Source organism: Streptomyces sp. DSM 116793 (assembly GCF_057320905.1).
The window spans coordinates 2,591,844-2,611,974 of record NZ_CM170494.1; the positions used below are offsets into that span (position 1 = coordinate 2,591,844).

Sequence of the window (20,131 nt, forward strand, 5' to 3'; positions counted from 1 at the left end):
GGTACCGGGCGGTTTCAGAGGGGCCGGCGGGCCGGGTGCGGGGCGGCCGGCGGCTGCTGCTCGGGCGCCGCGGCCGGCAGCGGGACGGCGGCGGTGCGCTCCTCCCAGAGCGCCTGGAGCGACTCGGCGAGGCTCACCCGGGGCCGCCAGCCGAGCGCCTGCCCGGCCGCCACGATGTCCACCTGGAGCCAGTCGGTGCCCGCCTGGCGGGTGCGGGCCGCCGCCCGCCGCTGGTCCGTCTCCTCGATGACCACGGGCAGACCGCTGACGGCGACGAGCATCTCCACCAGCCGCCGCACGCGCACCGCACGCCCGCGCCCGATGTTGATGACGTCCCCGGTCACCGGCCGGTCGGCCGCCGCGACGACCGCCGCGGCGGCGTCCCGTACGTCGAGGAAGTCCACCTCGCCGACGAGGGCGCCGAACGTCAGCGTCCCGGTGCCCGTGTCGCCCCGCATCAGCGCCAGCCGGTCGGCGACGCCGCCCACCAGGCTGTCGCGCGGCGCGCCCGGCCCGATGACCGTGGCCAGCCTGAGCACCACGCCGTCGATCCGGCCGTCGGCGGTGGCCGCGAGCACCGCCCTGGTGCCGATCAGCTTGGTCCAGCCGTACACGCCCCGCGGGTACTGCGGTGTGCTGGCGTCGATGACGCCGCCGACGGGGGTGGGCGCGTACTCGTAGACGGTGCCGAGGTGCACGAAGCGGGGCCGGTGCGGCAGGGCCGCGACGAGGCCGACGAGCTGGCCGGTCATGGTGGCGTTGACGTCGAGCATCACCCGCTCGCTGGCCGTCCAGACCGCGCCCAGGGCGTTGACGATCACCGCGGGGCGCTCGGCGGCCAGCAGCGCGGCCAGCCGCTCGCCGTCCGTGGCGAGGTCCATCCGGACCCAGCGGGCGTGCGCCCGGTCGGGCACGGGGCTGCGGGAGACGGCCACCACCCGGCGGCCCGCGGCGGCGAAGGCGGAGCAGACGGACCGCCCGACGAAGCCCGAGCCGCCCAGCACGACCACCGGGCCGGGATCAGTCATCAGCACGTCCTCTCCCCCGCCTCGCCACGGGGGCCTGCGGCCGGCGGGGCCGGGTCGCTTCGTGGCCGCCGCCCGTGGCGCACCGTCGGCTGGGGACGAGTCCACCACCGCGCACTAAAGTCTGGACAACGCCGCATCAAAGGGAGCCACGGCGGACCTGCGGCCCGTCGTGAGCGGTCCCCCGGCCGGGTTCCGGCCCTTCGGCCCGGTGACGGCTGGCTGCGGCTGTCGGTGCCCGGTCGCCCCGGCCTGCCTGGGGGCGCGCGGGGAACCAGGGCGAGCGGCCACCCGCCCGGCGGTGGTCCGGACCCGGCGGAGCGGGCCCCCTCGGGACGTCCCCCACTGCCCGAAGGGCGTGGGAGGCAGCCCCGGACCTGACGCTCTCGTCGCGGTTGCCCGCGCCGGCCCCCGCGGCCCTGAGGGGAACCGGGCGTACCCGCGACCGCGGCGGTGCCCGGGCTACGGTGGCACCGTGACCGACGCCCGTACATCCGAGCAGGCCCGCGAGGGCGCCATACCGTCCGTCGAGGGCGCCGTCGGAGCCGGCGAACGCGCCGTTGCGGCCCCCGAGGGCGCCGTCCGGGGCACGGCGCGCGAGGGCGGTGCCGTGCCGCGCTCGCGGCGCTGGCTGGTCTGGGTCGCGCTGCTCTGGCTGCTGCTGCCCGCGTCGGACATCATCGGCTCCACCACCGGCGTGCCGGAGGTGCTGTCGCTGGCCGCCCTGGTCGCGTTCGGCGCCGCCTTCCTCGGCGTCGCCCTCACCATGAGGAGCCTGGAGGCCGCCGGGCCCACCCGGGTGACCTGGCTGTGCACGGTGGTGATCGTGGTCATCGCCGTGCTGATGCCGCTGGTGCGCCGGGACATCGAGTGGACGTGCCTCCAGGTCTACTGCACCATCACCCTCGCGTTCGTCCTGCCGCTGGGGCAGGTGGCGCGCGGCATCGCCGCGGGCGTGGCGCTGGCGGTGCTGCAGAGCGTGGTGCGCGGCGACGCCACACAGGCGACGCTGGGCAACGCGCTGACCGTCCTCGGCCTCGGCATGACGATGCTGGGGCTGCGCAGGAGCCGGGTGCTGGTGCGCCGGCTGCACGACGCGCAGGGCGAGGTGGCCAGGCTCGCGGCCGTGGAGGAGCGCCTGCGCATCGCCCGCGACCTGCACGACCTGGTGGGCCACAGCCTGTCGCTGATCGTCGTCAAGAGCGAGCTGGCCGGGCGGCTGGCCGGGGTGGACATGCCCGCCGCGGCGCGGGAGATCGCCGATGTGGAGTCGGTGGCCCGGCAGTCCCTGGTGGAGGTCAGGGACGCGGTCACCGGCTACCGGCAGCGCAGCCTCGTCGAGGAGTTCGACGACGCGCGCTCGGCACTGGCCGCGGCCGGCGTGGACGCGGTGCTCCGGCCGCCCGGCAGCCCGCTGCCCGGCGAGATCGACCAGCTCTTCGGCTGGGCGGTGCGCGAGGGGGTGACCAATGTGATCCGGCACGCGGCGGCGACCCGCTGCGAGATCACGGTCACCACCGACGCGCACACCGCCCGCCTCGACGTCGTCGACAACGGCCGCGGCCCAAACGCCCCGGACGGCGACCGGGACCACGGCCACTGCCGGGACGGCGGCGACAGCGGCGGCAACGGACTCGCGGGCCTCACCGAGCGGGTGGAGGCGGCACACGGCACCGTCACGGCCGGCCCGGGCGCCCGCGGCGGACGGGGCTTCCGGCTCACCGTGCGGGTGCCGGTGCCCGAGCCCACGGGCGGGGGCCCGGACACCGGGGCGGAGGACTGACGGCGCGCACCGGGCACAGGGGCCCTGCCGGCGCGCACCGGGGCGCAGGGGCCCTGCCGGCACGCTGGAGGGCGCGGGACTCCGCCGGCGCGCCGGTGCACAGGTCCTGACGACGCGCGGGGTGCGCGGGCCCCGCCGGCGCGCCGGCCGCCGGTCCGGGGCCGGCCCGCGCCCGGACGACCCGCCCCGGGCGGCCCGCCGCCCCTCACCTCACCACGTGACCGGCAGCTGCCGCACCCCGTAGACGTGCATGGCGTCCCGGGTCTCGATCTCCTCGCGGGGCACCGCGAGCCGCAGCTCCGGGAACCTGCGCAGCAGGGCCGGCAGGGCGAGGCGCAACTCGGTGCGGGCCAGGTTCTGGCCGATGCACTGGTGGAGGCCGTGACCGAAGGCGAGGCTGGTGCTGTCGGGGCCCTCCACCTCGAACGCGTCCGGGTCCGCGAACCGCTTCGGGTCCCGGTTGGCCGCGGTGAGGGAGATGGTGACCGACTCGCCCGCGGCGATCCGGGCGCCGCCCACCTCGGTGTCCTCCAGGGCGACCCGCACGATGAAGGGCGCCACGGACAGGTAGCGCAGGAACTCGTTGGCCGTCGCGTCGGTGACCGGTCCCTCGATCACGGCCCGGCGCAGCGTGTCCCGTTCCAGCACCAGGTAGGTGCTGAGGCCGAGGAGCTGCGCCGTGGTCTCGTGGCCGGCGATCAGCATCAGCATCATCATGCCGGCGAGTTCGCCGTCGTCCAGGTCGCCGTCCGCGACGAGCGCGCTGAGCAGGTCGCCGGCCGGGTTCCGGCGCTTGCTCAGCACCAGCTGGTACATCAGCTCGCTGGTGGCCTTGGCGGCGGCCGCGGCCTGTTCCCTGGGGATGCCGGGGTTGAGGACGTCGACGCGGAGCCGCTTGAGTTCCTGCGCGACGTCGGGGTCGGCGCCCAGCAGCTCGGAGATCACCCGCACCGGGACCGGCATGGCGAACTCCTGCATGAGGTCGACGGGGCCGCCCCTGGCCGCCATCGCGTCCAGGCACTCGGCGACGACCCGTTCGATGCCCGGTTCCAGGTCGCGCACCCGGCGCACCGTGAACGCCCTGCTGAGCGGCTTGCGGTAGCGGGTGTGGTCCGGCGGGTCCATGCCGATGAACATGCCGGGCACCGCCTTACTGGGCGGCAGCGGCATCGGTACGGGGAAGCTCCGCAGGTCGTGCCGGGAGCTGAAGACGGGGCTGCCGAAGATCTCCCGGCCCAGCGCGTACTCGGTCACCAGCCAGCCGACCGTGCCGTCCGGATAGGTCATCCGGGTGATGGGTGACTCCTCGCGGACCTTGGTGAGTTCGGCGGGCGGGTGGAAGGGGCACTGCCGGGTCACCGGGTATCCGTCGATGACCTGCTCGGTCGGCATGATCGACTCCTTGGTCGGAGGTGGGCTCGGGAGGGGCCTCGGGGGGCGGGGTCGGGCGTCGTGGGGTGTGAGGCGTGGGTGGTGGGTGGTGGGTGGTGGGTGGTGGGTGGGGTCGAAGGTCGTGGAGTGGTCTCGGGAGTTGTCGGGAGGGGGCGGGGACCCGCCGGAAGGGGCCGGGGTCGTCAGGAGATGCCGAGCTCGTTCTCGATGAAGTCGAAGACCTCGTCGTCGGTCGCCGACTCGATGTCCTTCGCCACCGCCGGGGCGGCCGGGGGGCCGGCGGCCCGGTTCTCGCCGAGCCGCAGCAGGAAGTTCTGCATCCGGGTCACGATCTTGGTGCGCATGTCCGGGGTGACGGCCCCGAGGACGGACTCCAGGCCGTCCATCGCCATGAACACCGGGTCGGGGCCCGCGGGCTCCCGAGGGTCCAGCTTGGTCTGCAGGAACTCGGCGAGCGCGGCGGGCGCCGGGTAGTTGAAGATGAGCGTCGACGGCAGCCGCAGGCCGGTGGCCGCGGTGAGCCGGTTGCGCAGCTCGATCGAGGTGAGCGAGTCGAAGCCCATGTCCAGGAAGCCCCGGTCGGCGTCTATGCGCTCGGGCGAGCGGTGCCCGAGGACGTCCGCCACCTGGGTGCGGACGAATTCGAGCAGCAGCCGGTGCTGTTCGTGCTCGGGACGGCCGGCCAGTCTCCGGCGCAGCTCCGCCAGGTCGGTGCCGCCCGCCGGACGGGCCCGCCCGGCGGGGGTGCGCACCAGGCCGCTCAGGAAGGCGGACAGGGTGCCCGCCTCGGCCTCTGCCCTCAGCTGCGGCAGGTCGAGCCGGGCGGCCAGCACCGCGGCGCGCCCCGCGCCGAGGGCGGCGTCGAAGGCGGCGAGGCCCTCGGCCGCGGCGAGCGGTGCGAGGCCGGCCCTCGCCAGCCGGGCCCGGTCGGTGCCGGCGAGACGGCCCGCCATGCCCGCGTCGCCCGCCCACAGGCCCCAGGCCACCGACACGCCCGGCAGTCCCTCGGCGCGCCGCAGCGCGGCCAGCGCGTCCAGGTAGGCGTTGGCGGCGGCGTACCCGGCCTGGCCCGCGGTGCCGAAGGTGGCGGCGGCGGACGAGAACAGCACGAACGCGGTGAGCGGCAGGCCGAGTTCGCGGGTGACCCGGTGCAGGTTCCAGGCGGCGTCGGACTTGGCGCGGGCGACGGCGTCGATCCGGTCGGGGGTGAGGGTGAGCACGGTGCCGTCGCCCAGTACCCCGGCGCTGTGCACCACGCCGGTGACGGGGTGCGCGTCGGGCACCCGGGCCAGCAGGGCGCGCAGTGCGCCGGGGTCGGCGGCGTCGCACGCCTCGATCGCCACCTCGGCGCCGGCGGCGGTCAGCTCGGCGGCGAGTTCGGCGGCCCCCTCGGCGGCCGGGCCGCGGCGGCTGGTCAGCAGCAGGTGCCGGACGCCGTGCTCGGCGACCAGGTGCCGGGCGAGCAGCGCACCCAGGGTGCCGGTGCCACCGGTGATCAGGACGGTGCCCCGAGGTCCGAACGCCGGTCCCCGGGCCGTCCCCGGCTCGGCGGCACGCGAGGACTCCCCGGCGCCGGCGGCGCCCGTCGCGCCCGCCGCCTCCGCGGCACCCGCTCCCGTGCCGTCCACCGCCCCCGCGCCGCCCGCCGGCTCCGCGGCGCCCGCGGCGCCGATCCGGGTCAGCCGCGGCACCAGCACGGTGCCCTCGCGGACCGCGAGCTGCGTCTCGGGCCCGGCGTGTCCCGTCGTGTGCGGCGCGCCGGCCAGCAGGTGGCCGAGGTCCTTGCCGGTGAGCGGGGCGAGGGCGGCCGGGTCCGCGAGGTCGGCTGGGTTCTCGGCGTTCTCGGCGTTCTCGACGTCCATCAGCACGATCCGGCCCGGGTGCTCGGTCTGCGCCGAGCGCACCAGCCCCCACAGCGCCGCGCCCGCCGTGTCGCGCACGCCCCGGTCGGCCCCCGCGGCGATGGCGCCCGAGGTCACCACGGCGAGCCGCGCCCCGGACCACCGGTCGTCGGTCAGGAAGTCCTGGAGCAGGGCGAGGGCGCGCCGGGTGACGGACCGCGACGCCGCCGCCGAGGGATCGCCGGAGCCCGCCGGGAACGGCGCGACGACCAGCGTGGGCACCGGGTCGCCGGCGTCCACGGCCGCACCCAGCGCGGCCGCGTCCGGATACCCGCGCACTGGCACGTCCCCGCACGACCAGGCCGCGGTCTGCGCGCCGGTGCCGAGCACCGCCCAGGGGCCCTCGGGCGCGGCGGACGGACCGTCACCGGCCGGGGCCGGGATCCAGTCCAGCTCGAAGAGGGTGTCGTGGCGGCCCGCGGCGCGCTCCAGCTGACCGGCCGTCATCGGCCTGACCACCAGGGAGTCGACGGTGACGAGGGGCCGTCCGGTGTCGTCCGTGACCCGCACGGAGACGGCGTCGGGGCCGGCCGGTGCGGTGCTGACCCGCAGGACGGCGGGCACGTCCGCGGTGTGCAGGCGCACCCCGCCGAAGGAGAACGGCAGCGGGACGCGCCGCTCCCCCACCCCGTCCCCCGCCGCCCCGCCGTCCTCGCCCTCGCGCAGGAGCACCGTGTGCAAGGCGGCGTCCAGCAGCGCGGGGTGGACGCCGTAGTCCTCCGCGGCGAGGCCGTCCGGGAGCACGGCCTCGGCGTGCACCTCGTCGCCGTGCAGCCAGGCGGCGCGCAGCCCCCGGAAGGCGGGCCCGTAGGCCAGGCCCCGGCCGAGCAGGTCCGCGTAGCGTCCCTCGACGTCCACCGGGACGGCGCCGGCCGGCGGCCGGGCACCGGACTCGGCGGCCCCGGCGGAGCCGGCCGCACCTTCGGAGCCGGCCCCGGCGGGCGCCAGGGTGCCGGTGGCGTGCGTGGTCCAGGGGGCGTCGGAGCCGGCCGCCCGGGAACGGACGACGATGCTCCTGCGGCCGGTGGCGTCCAGGGCCCCGGCGAGCAGCTGGAGGTGGGCGGCGCCCTGCTCCGGCAGCACCAGCGGGGCGCTCAGGGTGAGGTCGTCCAGCCCGCCGGCGCCGGTCCGTGCCGCCGCGTGCAGGGCGAGTTCGACGAGGGCGGCACCGGGTAGCAGGACGGTGCCGAGGACGGTGTGGTCGGCGAGCCACGGGTGGCCGGCCAGGGAGAGCCGGGCGGTGAAGAGGTGGCCGCCGTCGGGCAGGTCGGCCGCCGCGCCCAGCAGCGGGTGCCCCGGCTCGTCGAGCCCGGCGGAGGCGGCGCCGCCGGTGCCGGGCGGCACGTCGAGCCAGTAGGTCCTGCGCTGGAAGGCGTAGGTGGGCAGGGCCACCGGGGGGCCGTCCGCACGGCCCAGGAAGGCGTCCCAGTCGGGTCCGGCGCCGCGGGTGTGGACGGTCAGCACGGCCCGGGTCACGCTCTCCGTCTCCGGCCGGCCGCGCTGGATCGCCGGGACGACGGCCGGCGCGGCGGAGGACTCGGCGAGGGTGTCCTCGACGAGCCCGGAGAGCACCGGGTGCGGGCCCAGCTCCACGTAGGCGGTCGTGCCGTGCCGCTCGTGCAGGTGCAGCACGCCGTCGTGGAAACGGACGGTGGCGCGGATGTGGTCCGTCCAGTACTGCGGCGAGGTGAGCTGTTCGTCGGTGGCGGTGGTGCCGATGACGTTGGAGATCACCGGGATGCGGGCCGGGTGGTAGGTGAGCGTCCGTGCGATCGTCCGGAACTCGTCCAGGACGCTGTCCATGTGGGCCGAGTGGAAGGCGTGGCTGACGGCCAGGCGGGTGGTCCTGCGGCCGTCCGCCCGCCAGCGGGCCGCCAGCGCGAGGACGGGCTCCTCGTCGCCGGCGACCACGGTGGACGTGGGGCCGTTCACGGTGGCGACGGTGACGCGGTCGCCGTCATCGGGGAGGGTGGCGCGCACCTCGTCCTCCGAGGCCTGGATCGCGACCATCGCGCCGCCCGCCGGTGCGGCCTGCATCAGCCGGCCGCGGGCGACGACCAGCGTGCAGGCGTCCGCCAGGGAGAACACGCCCGCGAAGTGGGCGGCCGTCAGCTCGCCGACGGAGTGGCCGATGAGCCGGTCCGGTGTGACGCCCCAGTGCTCAAGCAGCCGGAACAGCGCCACTTGCAGCGCGAACAGGCAGGTCTGCGTGTAGCGGGTCTGGTCGAGCAGCGCCGCCTGAGGGGTGCCGGGCGCGGCGAACATCAGCTCCTTCAGCGGCCGGTCCAGGTGCGGGTCGATGTGCGCGCAGACCTCGTCCAGGGCCGCGGCGAACACCGGGAACGCCGCGTACAGCTCGCGGCCGATGCCCGGCCGCTGGCTGCCCTGCCCGGAGAACAGGAACGCCACCCGGGGGCCGGTGCCGGTGCCGCCCGCGGCGCCGTCCGCCGTGCCGCGCAGCACGGTGGGCTCCTGCCGGCCCTGGGCGAGCGCGTCGAGGGCGGCGAGGAACGCGTCCCGGTCGCCGTCGGCCGGGAGGACGGCGGCGCGGTGGGCGAAGTGGGTGCGGGTGGTGGCCAGTGCCCGGGCCACGGGGGCCGGGTCCAGTTCCGGGCGGGCGGTGACGAACTCCCGCAGCCGGGCGGCCTGGGCACGCAGCGCCTCCTCGGACTTGGCCGACAGGACCCAGGGGGCCAGCGGGACCGGGGAGACGGCGGCCGGCTGCCCGGCCGGCGGCGGGGTCTGCTCGGCGGCCGCGGTGCCCGCGGTGCCCGCGGTCTCCGTGGCGGTGGGCTCGGGTGCGGCCTCTGTGGCCTCTGTGGCCTCTGCGGACCCTGCGGCCTCTGCGGCCACCAAGGCCCCTGCGGCCTCCCCCGCCGCCGGGGCCTTGGTGCCCTCCGCGTCCTCCAGGATGACGTGGGCGTTGGTGCCGCTGATGCCGAACGAGGAGACGGCGGCCCGGCGCGGCCGGTCCGCCGCGGGCCACGGGGCGGCCTCCGTCAGCAGGCGGACGGCGCCTGACTCCCAGTCCACGTGCGGGGTGGGCTCGTCCACGTGCAGCGTCCGCGGCAGCACGCCGTGCCGCATCGCCTGCACCATCTTGATCACCCCGGCGACGCCCGCGGCGGCCTGCGTGTGCCCGATGTTCGACTTGATCGAGCCCAGCCAGACGGGCCGCGCCGCCGCGCCGCGGTCCCTGCCGTAGGTGGCGAGCAGGGCGCCCGCCTCGATGGGGTCGCCGAGGCTGGTGCCGGTGCCGTGCGCCTCGACGGCGTCCACGTCGGCCGTCGTCAGACCGGCGCTCGCCAGCGCGGCCTGGATCACCCGCTGCTGGGACGGGCCGTTGGGCGCGGTGAGGCCGTTGCTCGCGCCGTCCTGGTTGACGGCGGAACCCCGTACCACCGCCAGCACCCGGTGGCCGTTGCGCCGGGCGTCCGACAACCGCTCGACCAGCAGCAGGCCCGCGCCCTCGGAGAACCCGGTGCCGTCGGCGGCGCCCGCGAAGGCCTTGCAGCGGCCGTCCGGGGACAGCCCGCGCTGCCGGCTGAACTCCACGAACGTCGCCGGCGTCGCCATCACCGTCACCCCGCCGGCGAGCGCCAGGTCGCACTCCCCACCACGCAGCGCCTGCGCCGCCAGGTGCAGCGCCACCAGCGACGACGAACACGCCGTGTCCACCGTCACCGCCGGCCCCTCTAGCCCGAACGTGAACGAGATCCGGCCGGAGGCGACGCTGCCGTGGCTGCCGTTGCGCAGGTAGCCCTCCAGTTCCCGGGGGGCCGTAAGGAGCCGGCCGCCGTAGTCGCCGTACATGATCCCGGCGAACACGCCGGTGCGGCTGCCGCGCAGGGCCGCGGGGGCGAGGCCGGCGTGCTCGAAGGTCTCCCAGGCGACCTCCAGCAGCAGCCGCTGCTGGGGGTCGGTGGCGAGCGCCTCGCGCGGGTTCATGCCGAAGAAGTCGGCGTCGAAGTCGCCCGCGTCGTGCAGGAAGCCACCGTGCCGGGTGGTCACCTTGTGGGCGCGCTCCGGGTCGGCGTCGTACAGATCCTCGATGTCCCAGCCGCGGCCGCGCGGGAAGTCGCCGATGGCGTCGCGGCCCTCGGCGACCAGCCGCCACAGGTCGTCGGCGGAGCCCACGCCCCCGGGGTAGCGGCAGCCGATGCCGACGATCGCGATGGGCTCGTCCGCGTCCGCGGTGACCGCCCGGGCCGTGGCCTGCTCCTGGCCGCCGGTCAGTTCGGCGCGCAGGTGGCGGGCGAGGGCGGCGGGCGTCGGGTAGTCGAAGACGAGGGTGGCGGTCAGCCGCAGTCCGGTGGCCGCGGTGAGACGGTTGCGCAGCTCCACCGCGGTCAGCGAGTCGAAGCCGAGCTCCTTGAACGCGCGGTCGGCGGCGATCCCGCCGGAGCCCTCGTGCCCGAGGACCGCGGACGCGTGCGTGCCGATCAGCTCCAGCAGCATCCGCTCCTGCTCGGCGGCCGGGCGCCCGGCCAGCCGGTCGGCGAGCCCATCGCCCGCCGGGCCGCCCGGCGCCGCGGCCGCGCGCCGTACCGGGGTGCGCAGCAGGCCGCGCAGCACCGGCGGCAGATCGCCCGCCAGGGCCCGGCCGCGCAGTGCGGCGGTGTCGAAGCGGGCCGGCAACAGGGCCGGGCCGCCGGCGGCGAGCGCGGCGTCGAAGAGGGCGAGCCCGTGCGCCGAGTCGAGCGGCAGCACGCCACCGCCCAGCATCCTGGCCCGGTCCCCGTCGCTCATCCGCGCGGTCATCCCGCTGGTCTGCTCCCAGAGTCCCCAGCCGAGCGAGCGGGCGGGCAGCCTGAGGGCCCGGCGGTAGTGGGCGAGGGCGTCCAGGAAGGCGTTGGCGGCGGCGTAGTTGCCCTGCCCGGCGCTGCCGAGGGTGCCGACCACGGAGGAGAACAGCACGAAGTCCGTCAGCTCCAGGTGCCGGGTCAGCTCGTGCAGGTGCCAGGCGGCCTCGGCCTTGGGCCGCAGCACGGCGGCGAGCCGCTCCGGGGTGAGGGAGCCGACGACGCCGTCGTCGAGCAGGCCCGCGGTGTGGATCACCGCGGTCAGCGGACGGTCCGCGGGCACGGCGGCGAGCAGCGCGGCCAGCGCGTCCCGGTCGGCGGCGTCGCACGCGGCGACGGTCACCGAGGCGCCCTGCGCGGTCAGCTCCGCCACCAGTTCCCCGGCGCCCTCGGCGGCGGACCCACGCCGGCTGGTCAGCAGCAGGTGCCGGGCACCGTGCACGGCGACCAGGTGCCGGGCGAGCAGGGCACCCAGGGTGCCGGTGCCACCGGTGATCAGGACGGTGCCGTGGGCGTAGGGGGTGCCGGCGGGGGTCGCGGGGTCGGGCTGCGCGGGCTCCGAGCCGGTGGCCGGGGGCGCGGGGGCCGGCTGCGCGGGCCCGGAGCCGGCGACGGGGGACGCGGGTACGGGCTGCGCCGGCCCGGAGCCGGCCGCCTGCGCCCGGGTGCGCACGAGGCGGGGGACGTGGACGGTGCCGGCGCGCAGCGCGAGCTGGGGCTCGCCGGTGGCGAGGGCCGCCTCGACCGCGTCGCGGGAGGCGTCCTCGCCGTCGAGGTCGAGCAGCAGGAACCGGTCCGGGTGCTCGTTCTGCGCGGCGCGCACCAGGCCCCACACGGCCGCGCCGGCCAGGTCGGGCAGGTCCTTGGAGCCCGGCGCGGGGACCGCACCCGCGGTGACCACGGCGAGCCGGGCACCGGCGAACTCGTCCCTGGCCAGCCAGTCCTGGATCAGCGCGAGCGTCCGCGCGGTGGCCGTGCGGGCCTGGGCGGCCGGGTCCGCGGCCGGGTGGGGGTGTCCGGTGCCGGCCGGCTCGGCGCCGGTGTCCTCGGCGCCACCGCGTTCCGCACCGGGCTCGGCGGGGGCGGCGCCCGGGCCGGTGCCCCCTGCCGCGGCGCGGTCGGCGTCCGGCGCGGCGCCTGCCGCGGCGAAGACGACGTCCGGCGCGGTGCCGCCCGCCGCGACGGACGCGGCGAGTGCGGCGAGGTCGGGGTGGCGTGCGGCGCCCGTGCCGCCGGACGCCACGGCCCGCGCGCCCAGCACCCGTTCGGCGGTCCGGGCGCCCAGCACGGCCCATGCGGCGCCGGGGCCGGCCGGAAGGGCGGCGGGACCGGCCACGACGCCGGAGTCGCCCGGCACGGCAGCGGGGGCGGCCGGAGCGGCAGCGGGGGCGGCCGGAGTGGCAGAGGTGACCGGAGTGGCGGCGGGCACCGCCGGCACCCAGTCCACCGCGTACAGCCCGCCGTGCGCCTCGCCGCCGCGGCCCGCGGCGAGCCGGTCCAGGGCCTCCGGGGACGCGGGGCGCAGCGTCAGCGAGCCCGCGGTGAGGGCCACCGCCCCGGCCGGGTCGGCGATCGTCAGCGCGACGGTGTCAGGACCCGTGCGCCGCCAGTGCACGCGGCCCGCGGTGAGCCCGGTGGCGTGCAGGGTGACGCCGGTCCAGTTGAACGGCAGGTGGACGCGGCCCCGTTCGTCGGCGCGCAGCAGGCCGCCGAGGGCGAGCACGTGCAGCGCCGAGTCGAGCAGCGCCGGGTGCACCCCGAACCGGGCGCCGTCCGCCTGCTGCTCCTCGGCGAGGCGCACGTCCGCGTAGAGGTCGTCGCCGGCCCGCCAGGCCGCGTGCACGTTCGCGAACGCGGGCCCGTACTCGTAGCCCTGCGCGGTGAGCTGCTCGTAGAGCCGGTCCGCGGGGAACCCGGCAGCCCCGGCGGGCGGCCAGGCGGCCGGGGCGGCGGGGGTGCCGGCCGGGGCGGGCGCGAGCAGGCCGGTGGCGTGCCGGGTGTACGGGGTGTCGTCGTCGGCGCCGTCCGGGCGGGAGTGCACGGTGACCCGGCGCCGGCCGGAGTCGTCCGCGGGGGCCACCGTCACCTGGATCCGGACGCCGCCCTGCTCGGTGAGGACGAGCGGCGCCTGAAGGGTGAGGTCGTCGATGTGGTCGCAGGCCACGGGGCCCGCCTGGCCGGTGCGGGCCGCGGCGGCGAGGGCGAGTTCGACGAACGCGGTGCCGGGCAGCACCACCGTGCCCGCGACGGCGTGGTCGGCGAGCCAGGGGTGGGTGCGCAGGGCGATCCGGCCGGTCAGCACCAGCCGGTCGTCGTCGGCGAGCGCGACCGCGGCGCCCAGCAGCGGGTGGTCCGCGCCGCTGAGGCCGAGCCCGCCGGCGTCGGTGGCGGCGGACGTGTGCGTCAGCCAGTGGCGCTCGTGCTGGAACGCGTACGTGGGCAGGTCGACCCGTGCGAAGCCGCGTCCGGACAGCACCGGACGCCAGTCGACCGGCACGCCGCGCACATACGCCTCGGCCAGCGAGGTGCACATGCGCTGCCAGCCGCCCTCGTCACGGCGGAGCGAGCCCACCACGGCACCGCCCGCGCCCGCCGAGCCGGCGCCGGCGGCCTCCCCCGCACCGGCCGCGTCCCCCGCGGCGGCACCGGCGGCGTCCTCCAGGGTCTCCTGCACGCCGAAGGTGAGCACCGGATGCGGGCTCGCCTCGATGAAGGTGCGGTGCCCGGCGGCGAACAGCGCGCGGGTGGTCTCCTCGAACCGGACGGTCTCGCGGAGGTTGCGGTACCAGTACGCGGCGGTCAGCTCGGTGGTGTCGAGGGGCGCGGCGGTGACCGTGGAGAAGAACGCGGTGGCCGCGGGCCGGGGCGTGATGCCGGACAGCACGTCCAGCAGGTGGTCCCGGATGGCCTCGACGTGGGAGCAGTGGGAGGCGTAGTCCACCGGGATCCTCCGGGCCCGGGCGCCCTCGGCCCCGCAGGCGGCGATCACCTCCTCGATGGCGTCGGGGTCGCCGGAGACGACGGTGGCGGCGGGGCCGTTGACGGTGGCGATGTCCAGCCGTCCCGCCCAGCGCGTGAGCAGCGCGGCGGCGCGCTCGGCGGGCAGCGCCAGGGACGCCATGCCGCCGGTGCCGGCCAGCGCCACGAGGGCCTTGCTGCGCAGGGTGACGACGGCCGCGGCGTCGTCGAGGGAGAGCGCGCCCGCCACGCAGGCCGCGGCGATCTCGCCCTGCGAGTGGCCGACCACGGCGTCCGGGCGCACCCCGAAGGACCGCCACAGCTCGGCGAGGGAGACCATCACGGCGAACAGCGCGGGCTGGACGACGTCGACCCGGTCCAGCGAGGCGGCGCCCGGCGCGCCGCGCAGCACGTCGATCAGCGACCAGTCGGTGTGCGGGGCCATGGCCGCGGCACAGGCGTGGACGCGGTCGGCGAACACCGGGCTGGTGTCGAGGAGCTCCACCGCCATCCCGGGCCACTGCGAGCCCTGGCCGGGGAAGACGAAGACGGTCCCGCCGCCCTCGCCCGCCACCCCGCGCACCAGCGAGGGCGCGCTGCCGCCCTCGGCCAGCGCGCGCAGGCCCGCCAGGTGGTCGTCGCGTGCCCCGGCCACGACGACGGCACGGTGGGCGAAGGCGGTGCGGGTGGTGGCCAGCGAGAGGCCGATGTCGCCCGCGCCGGGCGCGGGGTCGGCGGCGGCGTGCTCGTGCAGTCGCGCGGCCTGGTCCGCCAGGGCCCGGCCGGTCCTGCCGGAGACCAGCCACGGGATCACGGGGCCGGTGTCGGGGGCACCGGCAGGGGCGGTGTCGGCGTCGTCGGCGGTGTCGGCGGTGTCGGCGGCGGTGTCGGCGGCGGGGCAGGCATCGGGTGCTGCGGTGCCGTCGGCAGGGCCTCCGGCGGGTGCGGTGCCGTTGAGCGCGGCGTGGGACGCCGTACCGCCGGGCTCGCCGTGGGCCGCCGCGCCCGGCGCGGGCGACGCGGGTGCCTCCTCCAGGATGACGTGGGCGTTGGTGCCGCTGATGCCGAACGAGGAGACGGCGGCCCGCCGCGGCCGGTCGGCCGCGGGCCACGGCCTGGCCTCGGTGAGCAGCGACACCGCGCCCAACTCCCAGTCCACGTGCGGGCTCGGCGCGTCCACGTGCAGCGTCTTCGGCAGCTCGGCGGCGCGCAGCGCCATCACCATCTTGATGACGCCGGCCACGCCCGCGGCGGCCTGCGCGTGCCCGATGTTGGACTTCAGCGAGCCCAGCCACAGCGGCCGGTCCGCGGCGCGCTCCCGCCCGTAGGCGGCGAGCAGGGCCTCGGCCTCGATGGGGTCGCCCAGCGCGGTGCCGGTGCCGTGCGCCTCGACGGCGTCCACGTCCGCCGGGCCGAGTCCCGCGCTGTCGAGTGCCTGGCGGATCAGCCGCTCCTGGGAGGGGCCGTTCGGGGCGGCGAGGCCGTTGCTCGCTCCGTCCTGGTTGATCGCGGAGCCGCGCAGCACGGCGAGCACCCGGTGGCCGCTGCGGCGCGCCTCGGAGAGCCGTTCCAGGACGACGACGCCGACGCCCTCGGCCCAGGCGGTGCCGTCCGCGCCGGCCGCGAACGCCTTGCAGCGGCCGTCCTTCGCGAGGCCCCGCTGCCTGCTGAACTCGACGAACATGCCCGGCCCCGACATCACGGTGGCGCCGCCAGCCAGCGCCAGCGAGCAGTCGCCCTGCCGCAGCGCCTGCACGGCCAGGTGCATCGCCACCAGCGACGACGAACAGGCCGTGTCCACCGTCACGGCCGGCCCTTCGAGGCCGAGCGTGTAGGCGATCCGGCCGGAGGCGACGCTGGGGGTGCCGCCGGTCAGCAGGTAGCCGCCGAGACCGTCCGGCGCGTCGTGCAGCGCCGGCAGGTAGTCCTGCGCGGTGGCGCCCACGAACACCCCGGCCGGGGCGCCGCGCAGCGTCACCGGGTCGACGCCGGTGCGTTCCAGCGCCTCCCAGGAGACCTCCAGCAGCAGCCGCTGCTGCGGGTCCATCGCGAGGGCCTCGCGGGGGCTGATGCCGAAGAAGGCGGGGTCGAACCGGTCGGCCTCGTAGAGGAACCCGCCGTGGGTGGCGTAGGTGGTGCCGTTGCTGTCCGGCGAGGGGTCGAAGAGGCCGTCGAGGTCCCAGCCGCGGTTGTCCGGGAAGGGCCCGATGGCGTCCTCGCCGCGCTGCACGAGCCGCCACAGCGCCTCGGGCGAGTGGGCGCCGCCCGGGTAGCGGCAGGCCATGCCGACGATCGCGATCGGCTCGTCCGCGGTGGTGGGGGCGCCGCCGGCGGCCGGTGCGGTGGCGCCGGCCGGTGCGGTGTCGGCGGTGGCCGGTGCGGTGTCGGCGGTGGCCGGTGCGGTGCCGGCGGTGGTCGGCGCGGGGTCGCCGCCGGGGGGCAGTTCGCCGAGCAGGTGGCGGACGAGGGCGCCGGGCGTCGGGTAGTTGAAGGTGAGGCCGGTCGGCAGCCGCAGCCCGGTCGCCTCCATGAGGCGGTTGCGCAGCTCGACCGCGAGGGACGAGTCGAAGCCGAGGTCCTTGAACGCCCGGCCGCCGTCCACCGTGTCCGGCGTGACGTGCCCCAGGACCACCGCGACATGGGTGCGCACCAGCTCCAGCAGGGCCCGCTCCCGCTCCCCGGGGCCGAGCACGGCCAGACGGCGCGCCCACGAGAGGTCGCCGTCCGGGGTGCCCGGGGCCTGCTCGGCGCCGGTGTCGGCCGGGGACGGGGATCCGGCGGCGGGGGCGGTGTGTGCGGGGCCGGGCTCGGCCGCGGGGCGCGCGCTCACCGCGGCGGACCCGTCACCCGCTCCCGCCGGAGTGGAGCCGTCACCCGCTCCCGCCGGAGTGGAGCCGTCGCGCCCGGTTGCCGCGGCGGAGCCGTCCGCGGTCGCGCCGAAGTCCGGCCAGTAGCGCTGACGTTGGAAGGCGTAGGTGGGCAGCGGCACCCGGCGCGGCCGGTGCGGGGCGAGGACGGCGTCCCAGGCGACCGGGGTACCGTTCGCGTACAGCCGGGCCAGCGCGGTGAGCAGCGCCTCGGGCTCGGGGCGTCCGGGGTGCAGCGTGGGCACCAGGACGTCGGGGGCGGCGCGTTCGGCGGGCGCGTCGGCGAGGCAGTCCTCGGCCATGCCGGTGAGCACGCCGCCGGGCCCGAGTTCGAGGTACGCGGTGACGCCCTCGCCGCGCAGGGTGCGCACCCCGTCCAGGAAGCGCACGGCGTCCCGGGCGTGCCGGGCCCAGTAGGCGGGCGAGGCCAGCTCCTCGGCGGTGGCCAGGCGACCGGCGACGTTCGAGACGACGGGGATGCGCGGCGTGCCGTGGCTCAGGCCGGCCGCGACCTCGGTGAACTCCGCCAGCATCGGGGCCATCCGCGGCGAGTGGAAGGCGTGGCTGACGCGCAGCCGCTTCACCTTGCGGCCCCGCGCCGAGAAGTGCCCGGCCACCTCCGCTGCGGCGTCCTCGTCGCCGGAGACGACGACGGAGCGCGGGCCGTTGACCGCGGCGATCGCGACCCGTCCGGCGGTGCCGCCGGGGTCGCCCGCGGTACCGCCGGCGCCGTCCGCGGCCCCGGCGAGCGCGGTGAGACAGGCGGCGACCTCCTCCTCCGACGCCTCGATGGCGACCATCGCACCGCCCTCGGGCAACTCCTCCATCAGCCGGCCGCGGGCGGCCACCAGCGTGCAGGCGTCCGCGAGGGAGAGCACCCCGCAGACGTGGGCCGCCGTCAGCTCGCCGATCGAGTGGCCGATGAGCAGGGCGGGGCGTACGCCCCAGTGCTCGACGAGCCGGAAGAGCGCGGTCTCGACGGCGAACAGGCCCGCCTGCGTGTACCGGGTCCGGTGCAGCAGCGCGGCGTCGGCGGGGTCCGCGTCGGGGTCGGCGAGGACGACGGCCCGCAGCGGCCGGTCCAGGTGCGGATCGAGGTGCCGGCAGACGGCGTCGAACGCCTCCGCGAACACCGGGAACTCCTCGTGGAGCGCCCGGCCCATGCCCGCGTACTGGCTGCCCTGCCCGGTGAAGAGCACCGCGAGCTTCCCGGGCCCGGCGGTGCCGCGCACCAGTCCGGCCGCGGGCTCACCCGCCGCGAGGGCCCGCAGCCCGCGCAGCAGGGTCTCGCGCTCCCGGCCGACGACGACGCCGCGCTGCTCGAACGCGGTACGGGTGGTCGCCAGCGACCACCCGACGTCGACGGCGCCCGCGTCCGGCCGCTCGTCCACATGCGCGAGAAGCCGCCCGGCCTGCGCCCGCAGGGCCCCTTCCCCCCGCCCGGAAACCACCCAGAGGGCGACCGGCGGGCGCTCCGCGCCGGAAAGGGGCGCGGGGCCGTGACATGTGCGGCTCCGCCGCGTGGGCGCGACCAGCCCCGGCGAAACCTGCAGATCGCCGGCGGCCCCAGGGGGCTGCTCCTGTCCGGCCCGACCCACCGGCGGGTGGACGACGCCGAAACCGCCACCGCCCACGGCGACCGCCGCCGCCGGGGCCTCCGTCAGGATGACGTGGCAGTTCGTACCGCCCATCCCGAAGGAGCTGACCCCAGCGGTCAGGGGCCGGTCCTCGCACGGCCAGGGGCCGGAAGCCCCCTGCACCCGAAGGCGCAGCACGCCGAAGGGGATCGCCGGGTTGGGCGTCTCGAAGTTGAGGCTGGCGGGCAGCGCCCGGTGACGGATGCTCAAGGCGGCCTTGAGAAGGCCCACGACCCCGGAGGACCCCTCCAGGTGCCCCACGTTGGTCTTCGCCGAGCCCACGACGAGTTCCGCCCCGGCGCCGCGCCCGGCGCCGTACGCCGCACCGAGCGCGGCGGCCTCGACTGGGTCGCCGACGGCGGTGCCGGTGCCGTGCAACTCCACGTACTGCACGTCGAGCGGATCGACGCCGGCCTTGGCCAGCGCCTGCCGGATGACGTCCTCCTGGGCGCGTGCGCTGGGCACGGTGAGCGCGTCGGTGGCGCCGTCGTTGTTGAGGGCGCTGCCGCGGATCACGCAGTAGACCGGGTCGCCGTCGGCGAGCGCGAGCGCCAGCGGCTTGAGGACGACGAAGGCGCCGCCCTCACCGCGTACGTAGCCGTTGGCGCGGGCGTCGAAGGTGTGGCTGCGGCCGTCCGGCGAGAGGGCGCCGAACTCGGCGGTCATGGCGGTGCTGTCGGGGCCCACGATGAGCTGCACGCCGCCGGCCAGCGCGAGCGTGCACTCGCCGGTGAGCAGGCTCTGGCAGGCCATGTGGACCGCGGTCAGCGAGGAGGCCTGGGCGGCGTCCACGGTGAGGCTGGGGCCGGTGAGGCCGAGGGTGTAGGAGAGTCGGTTGGCGATGATGCCGCGGTTGGTGCCGGTCAGCGAGTGCTGGGTGTAGCCGGCGTCGTGCCGGGCGAGCTGGACGGCGTAGTCGTCCGCGATGGCGCCGACGAAGACGCCGGTGCGGCTGCCGCCGAGGGAGCGGGGCAGGATCGCGGCGTCCTCCAGGGCCTCCCAGCCCAGTTCGAGCATCAGCCGCTGCTGGGGGTCCATCTGCACGGCCTCGCGGGGTGAGATGCCGAAGAAGGCCGCGTCGAACCGGTCGATGTGCTCCAGCAGCCCGGCGTGCCGCGGCCGCACCGCCGCGCCGCCCCCTCGGGCGCCTTCGCCCGGTGCACCGCCGCTCGCCGCACCGCCGCTCACCGCACCGCCGACCGCCGCACCGTCCCTCGGAGCACCGTCCCTCGGAGCACCGCCGCTCGGAGCACCGCCGCCCAACCGCTCCTCCAGCCGGTCCCCGACGGCACTCGTCCCCCCGGTCAGCAGCCGCCAGAAGTCCGCGGGGCCAGACGCGCCCGGCAGCCGGCAGGACAGCCCGATGACGGCGACGGCGGCCTCGGTGCCGAGCGCGGACACGCCGGTGCCGGACGCGGACATCCCGGTGCCCGGCACCGACGCACCGGTTCCGGACGCGGACGCGTCACCACGGGACGCGGACACCTCGGTACCGGACGCGGGCGCCCCGGTACCGGACGCGGGCGCGCCGTCCTTTGGGGCGCCCCCCGCGCCGGGAACCGTCGCCTCGTGCTCGTCAGGAAGCATCACTCTGTGCCGTCCTCCTGTGTCCGTCCGCCCCCGGCGGAACTCGTGATCCGCTCCCGGCGGAACCCGTGAGCCTTCTCGTGCCGTGTACGGCCCGGGGCCGCACCGACCGCTCCCCCCGGTGCGGCCGGTGCGACCGGCCGGCCGCGTGTGCGGCCGGCGGTACCGCGGCGGCCGGG

The 20,131-nt window shown here is 77.4% G+C and carries 4 protein-coding genes; 1 reads left to right on the forward strand and 3 read right to left on the reverse strand.

Translation table 11 applies throughout. From position 1 onward, the window contains the following. Window positions 1–14: 14 nt before the first annotated feature. Window positions 15–1,028, reverse strand: coding sequence for an NAD-dependent epimerase/dehydratase family protein (locus ACSMXW_RS10410; protein WP_485805483.1), 1,014 nt, complete (start codon window positions 1,026–1,028; stop codon window positions 15–17). 472 nt (window positions 1,029–1,500) lie between these two features. Here ACSMXW_RS10410 and ACSMXW_RS10415 point away from each other — a divergent pair, with 472 nt between their 5' ends. Next, the gene (locus ACSMXW_RS10415; RefSeq protein ID WP_485805484.1) at window positions 1,501–2,808 is read left to right on the forward strand and encodes a sensor histidine kinase; all 1,308 of its coding nucleotides are present in this window, start codon (window positions 1,501–1,503) and stop codon (window positions 2,806–2,808) included. 210 nt (window positions 2,809–3,018) lie between these two features. Here the strand turns inward: ACSMXW_RS10415 and ACSMXW_RS10420 are convergent, their stop codons facing one another. Together ACSMXW_RS10420 and ACSMXW_RS10425 are read right to left on the reverse strand one after the other, a co-directional pair. Continuing rightward, on the reverse strand, window positions 3,019–4,200 hold the full coding sequence (locus tag ACSMXW_RS10420) for a cytochrome P450 (protein WP_485805486.1): 1,182 nt from the start codon (window positions 4,198–4,200) through the stop codon (window positions 3,019–3,021). A 182-nt stretch (window positions 4,201–4,382) separates the two neighbouring features. Beyond that, a complete protein-coding gene (locus ACSMXW_RS10425; RefSeq protein ID WP_485807934.1) occupies window positions 4,383–19,952 on the reverse strand; it encodes a type I polyketide synthase in 15,570 nt (5,189 codons plus the stop codon). Window positions 19,953–20,131 lie beyond the last annotated feature (179 nt).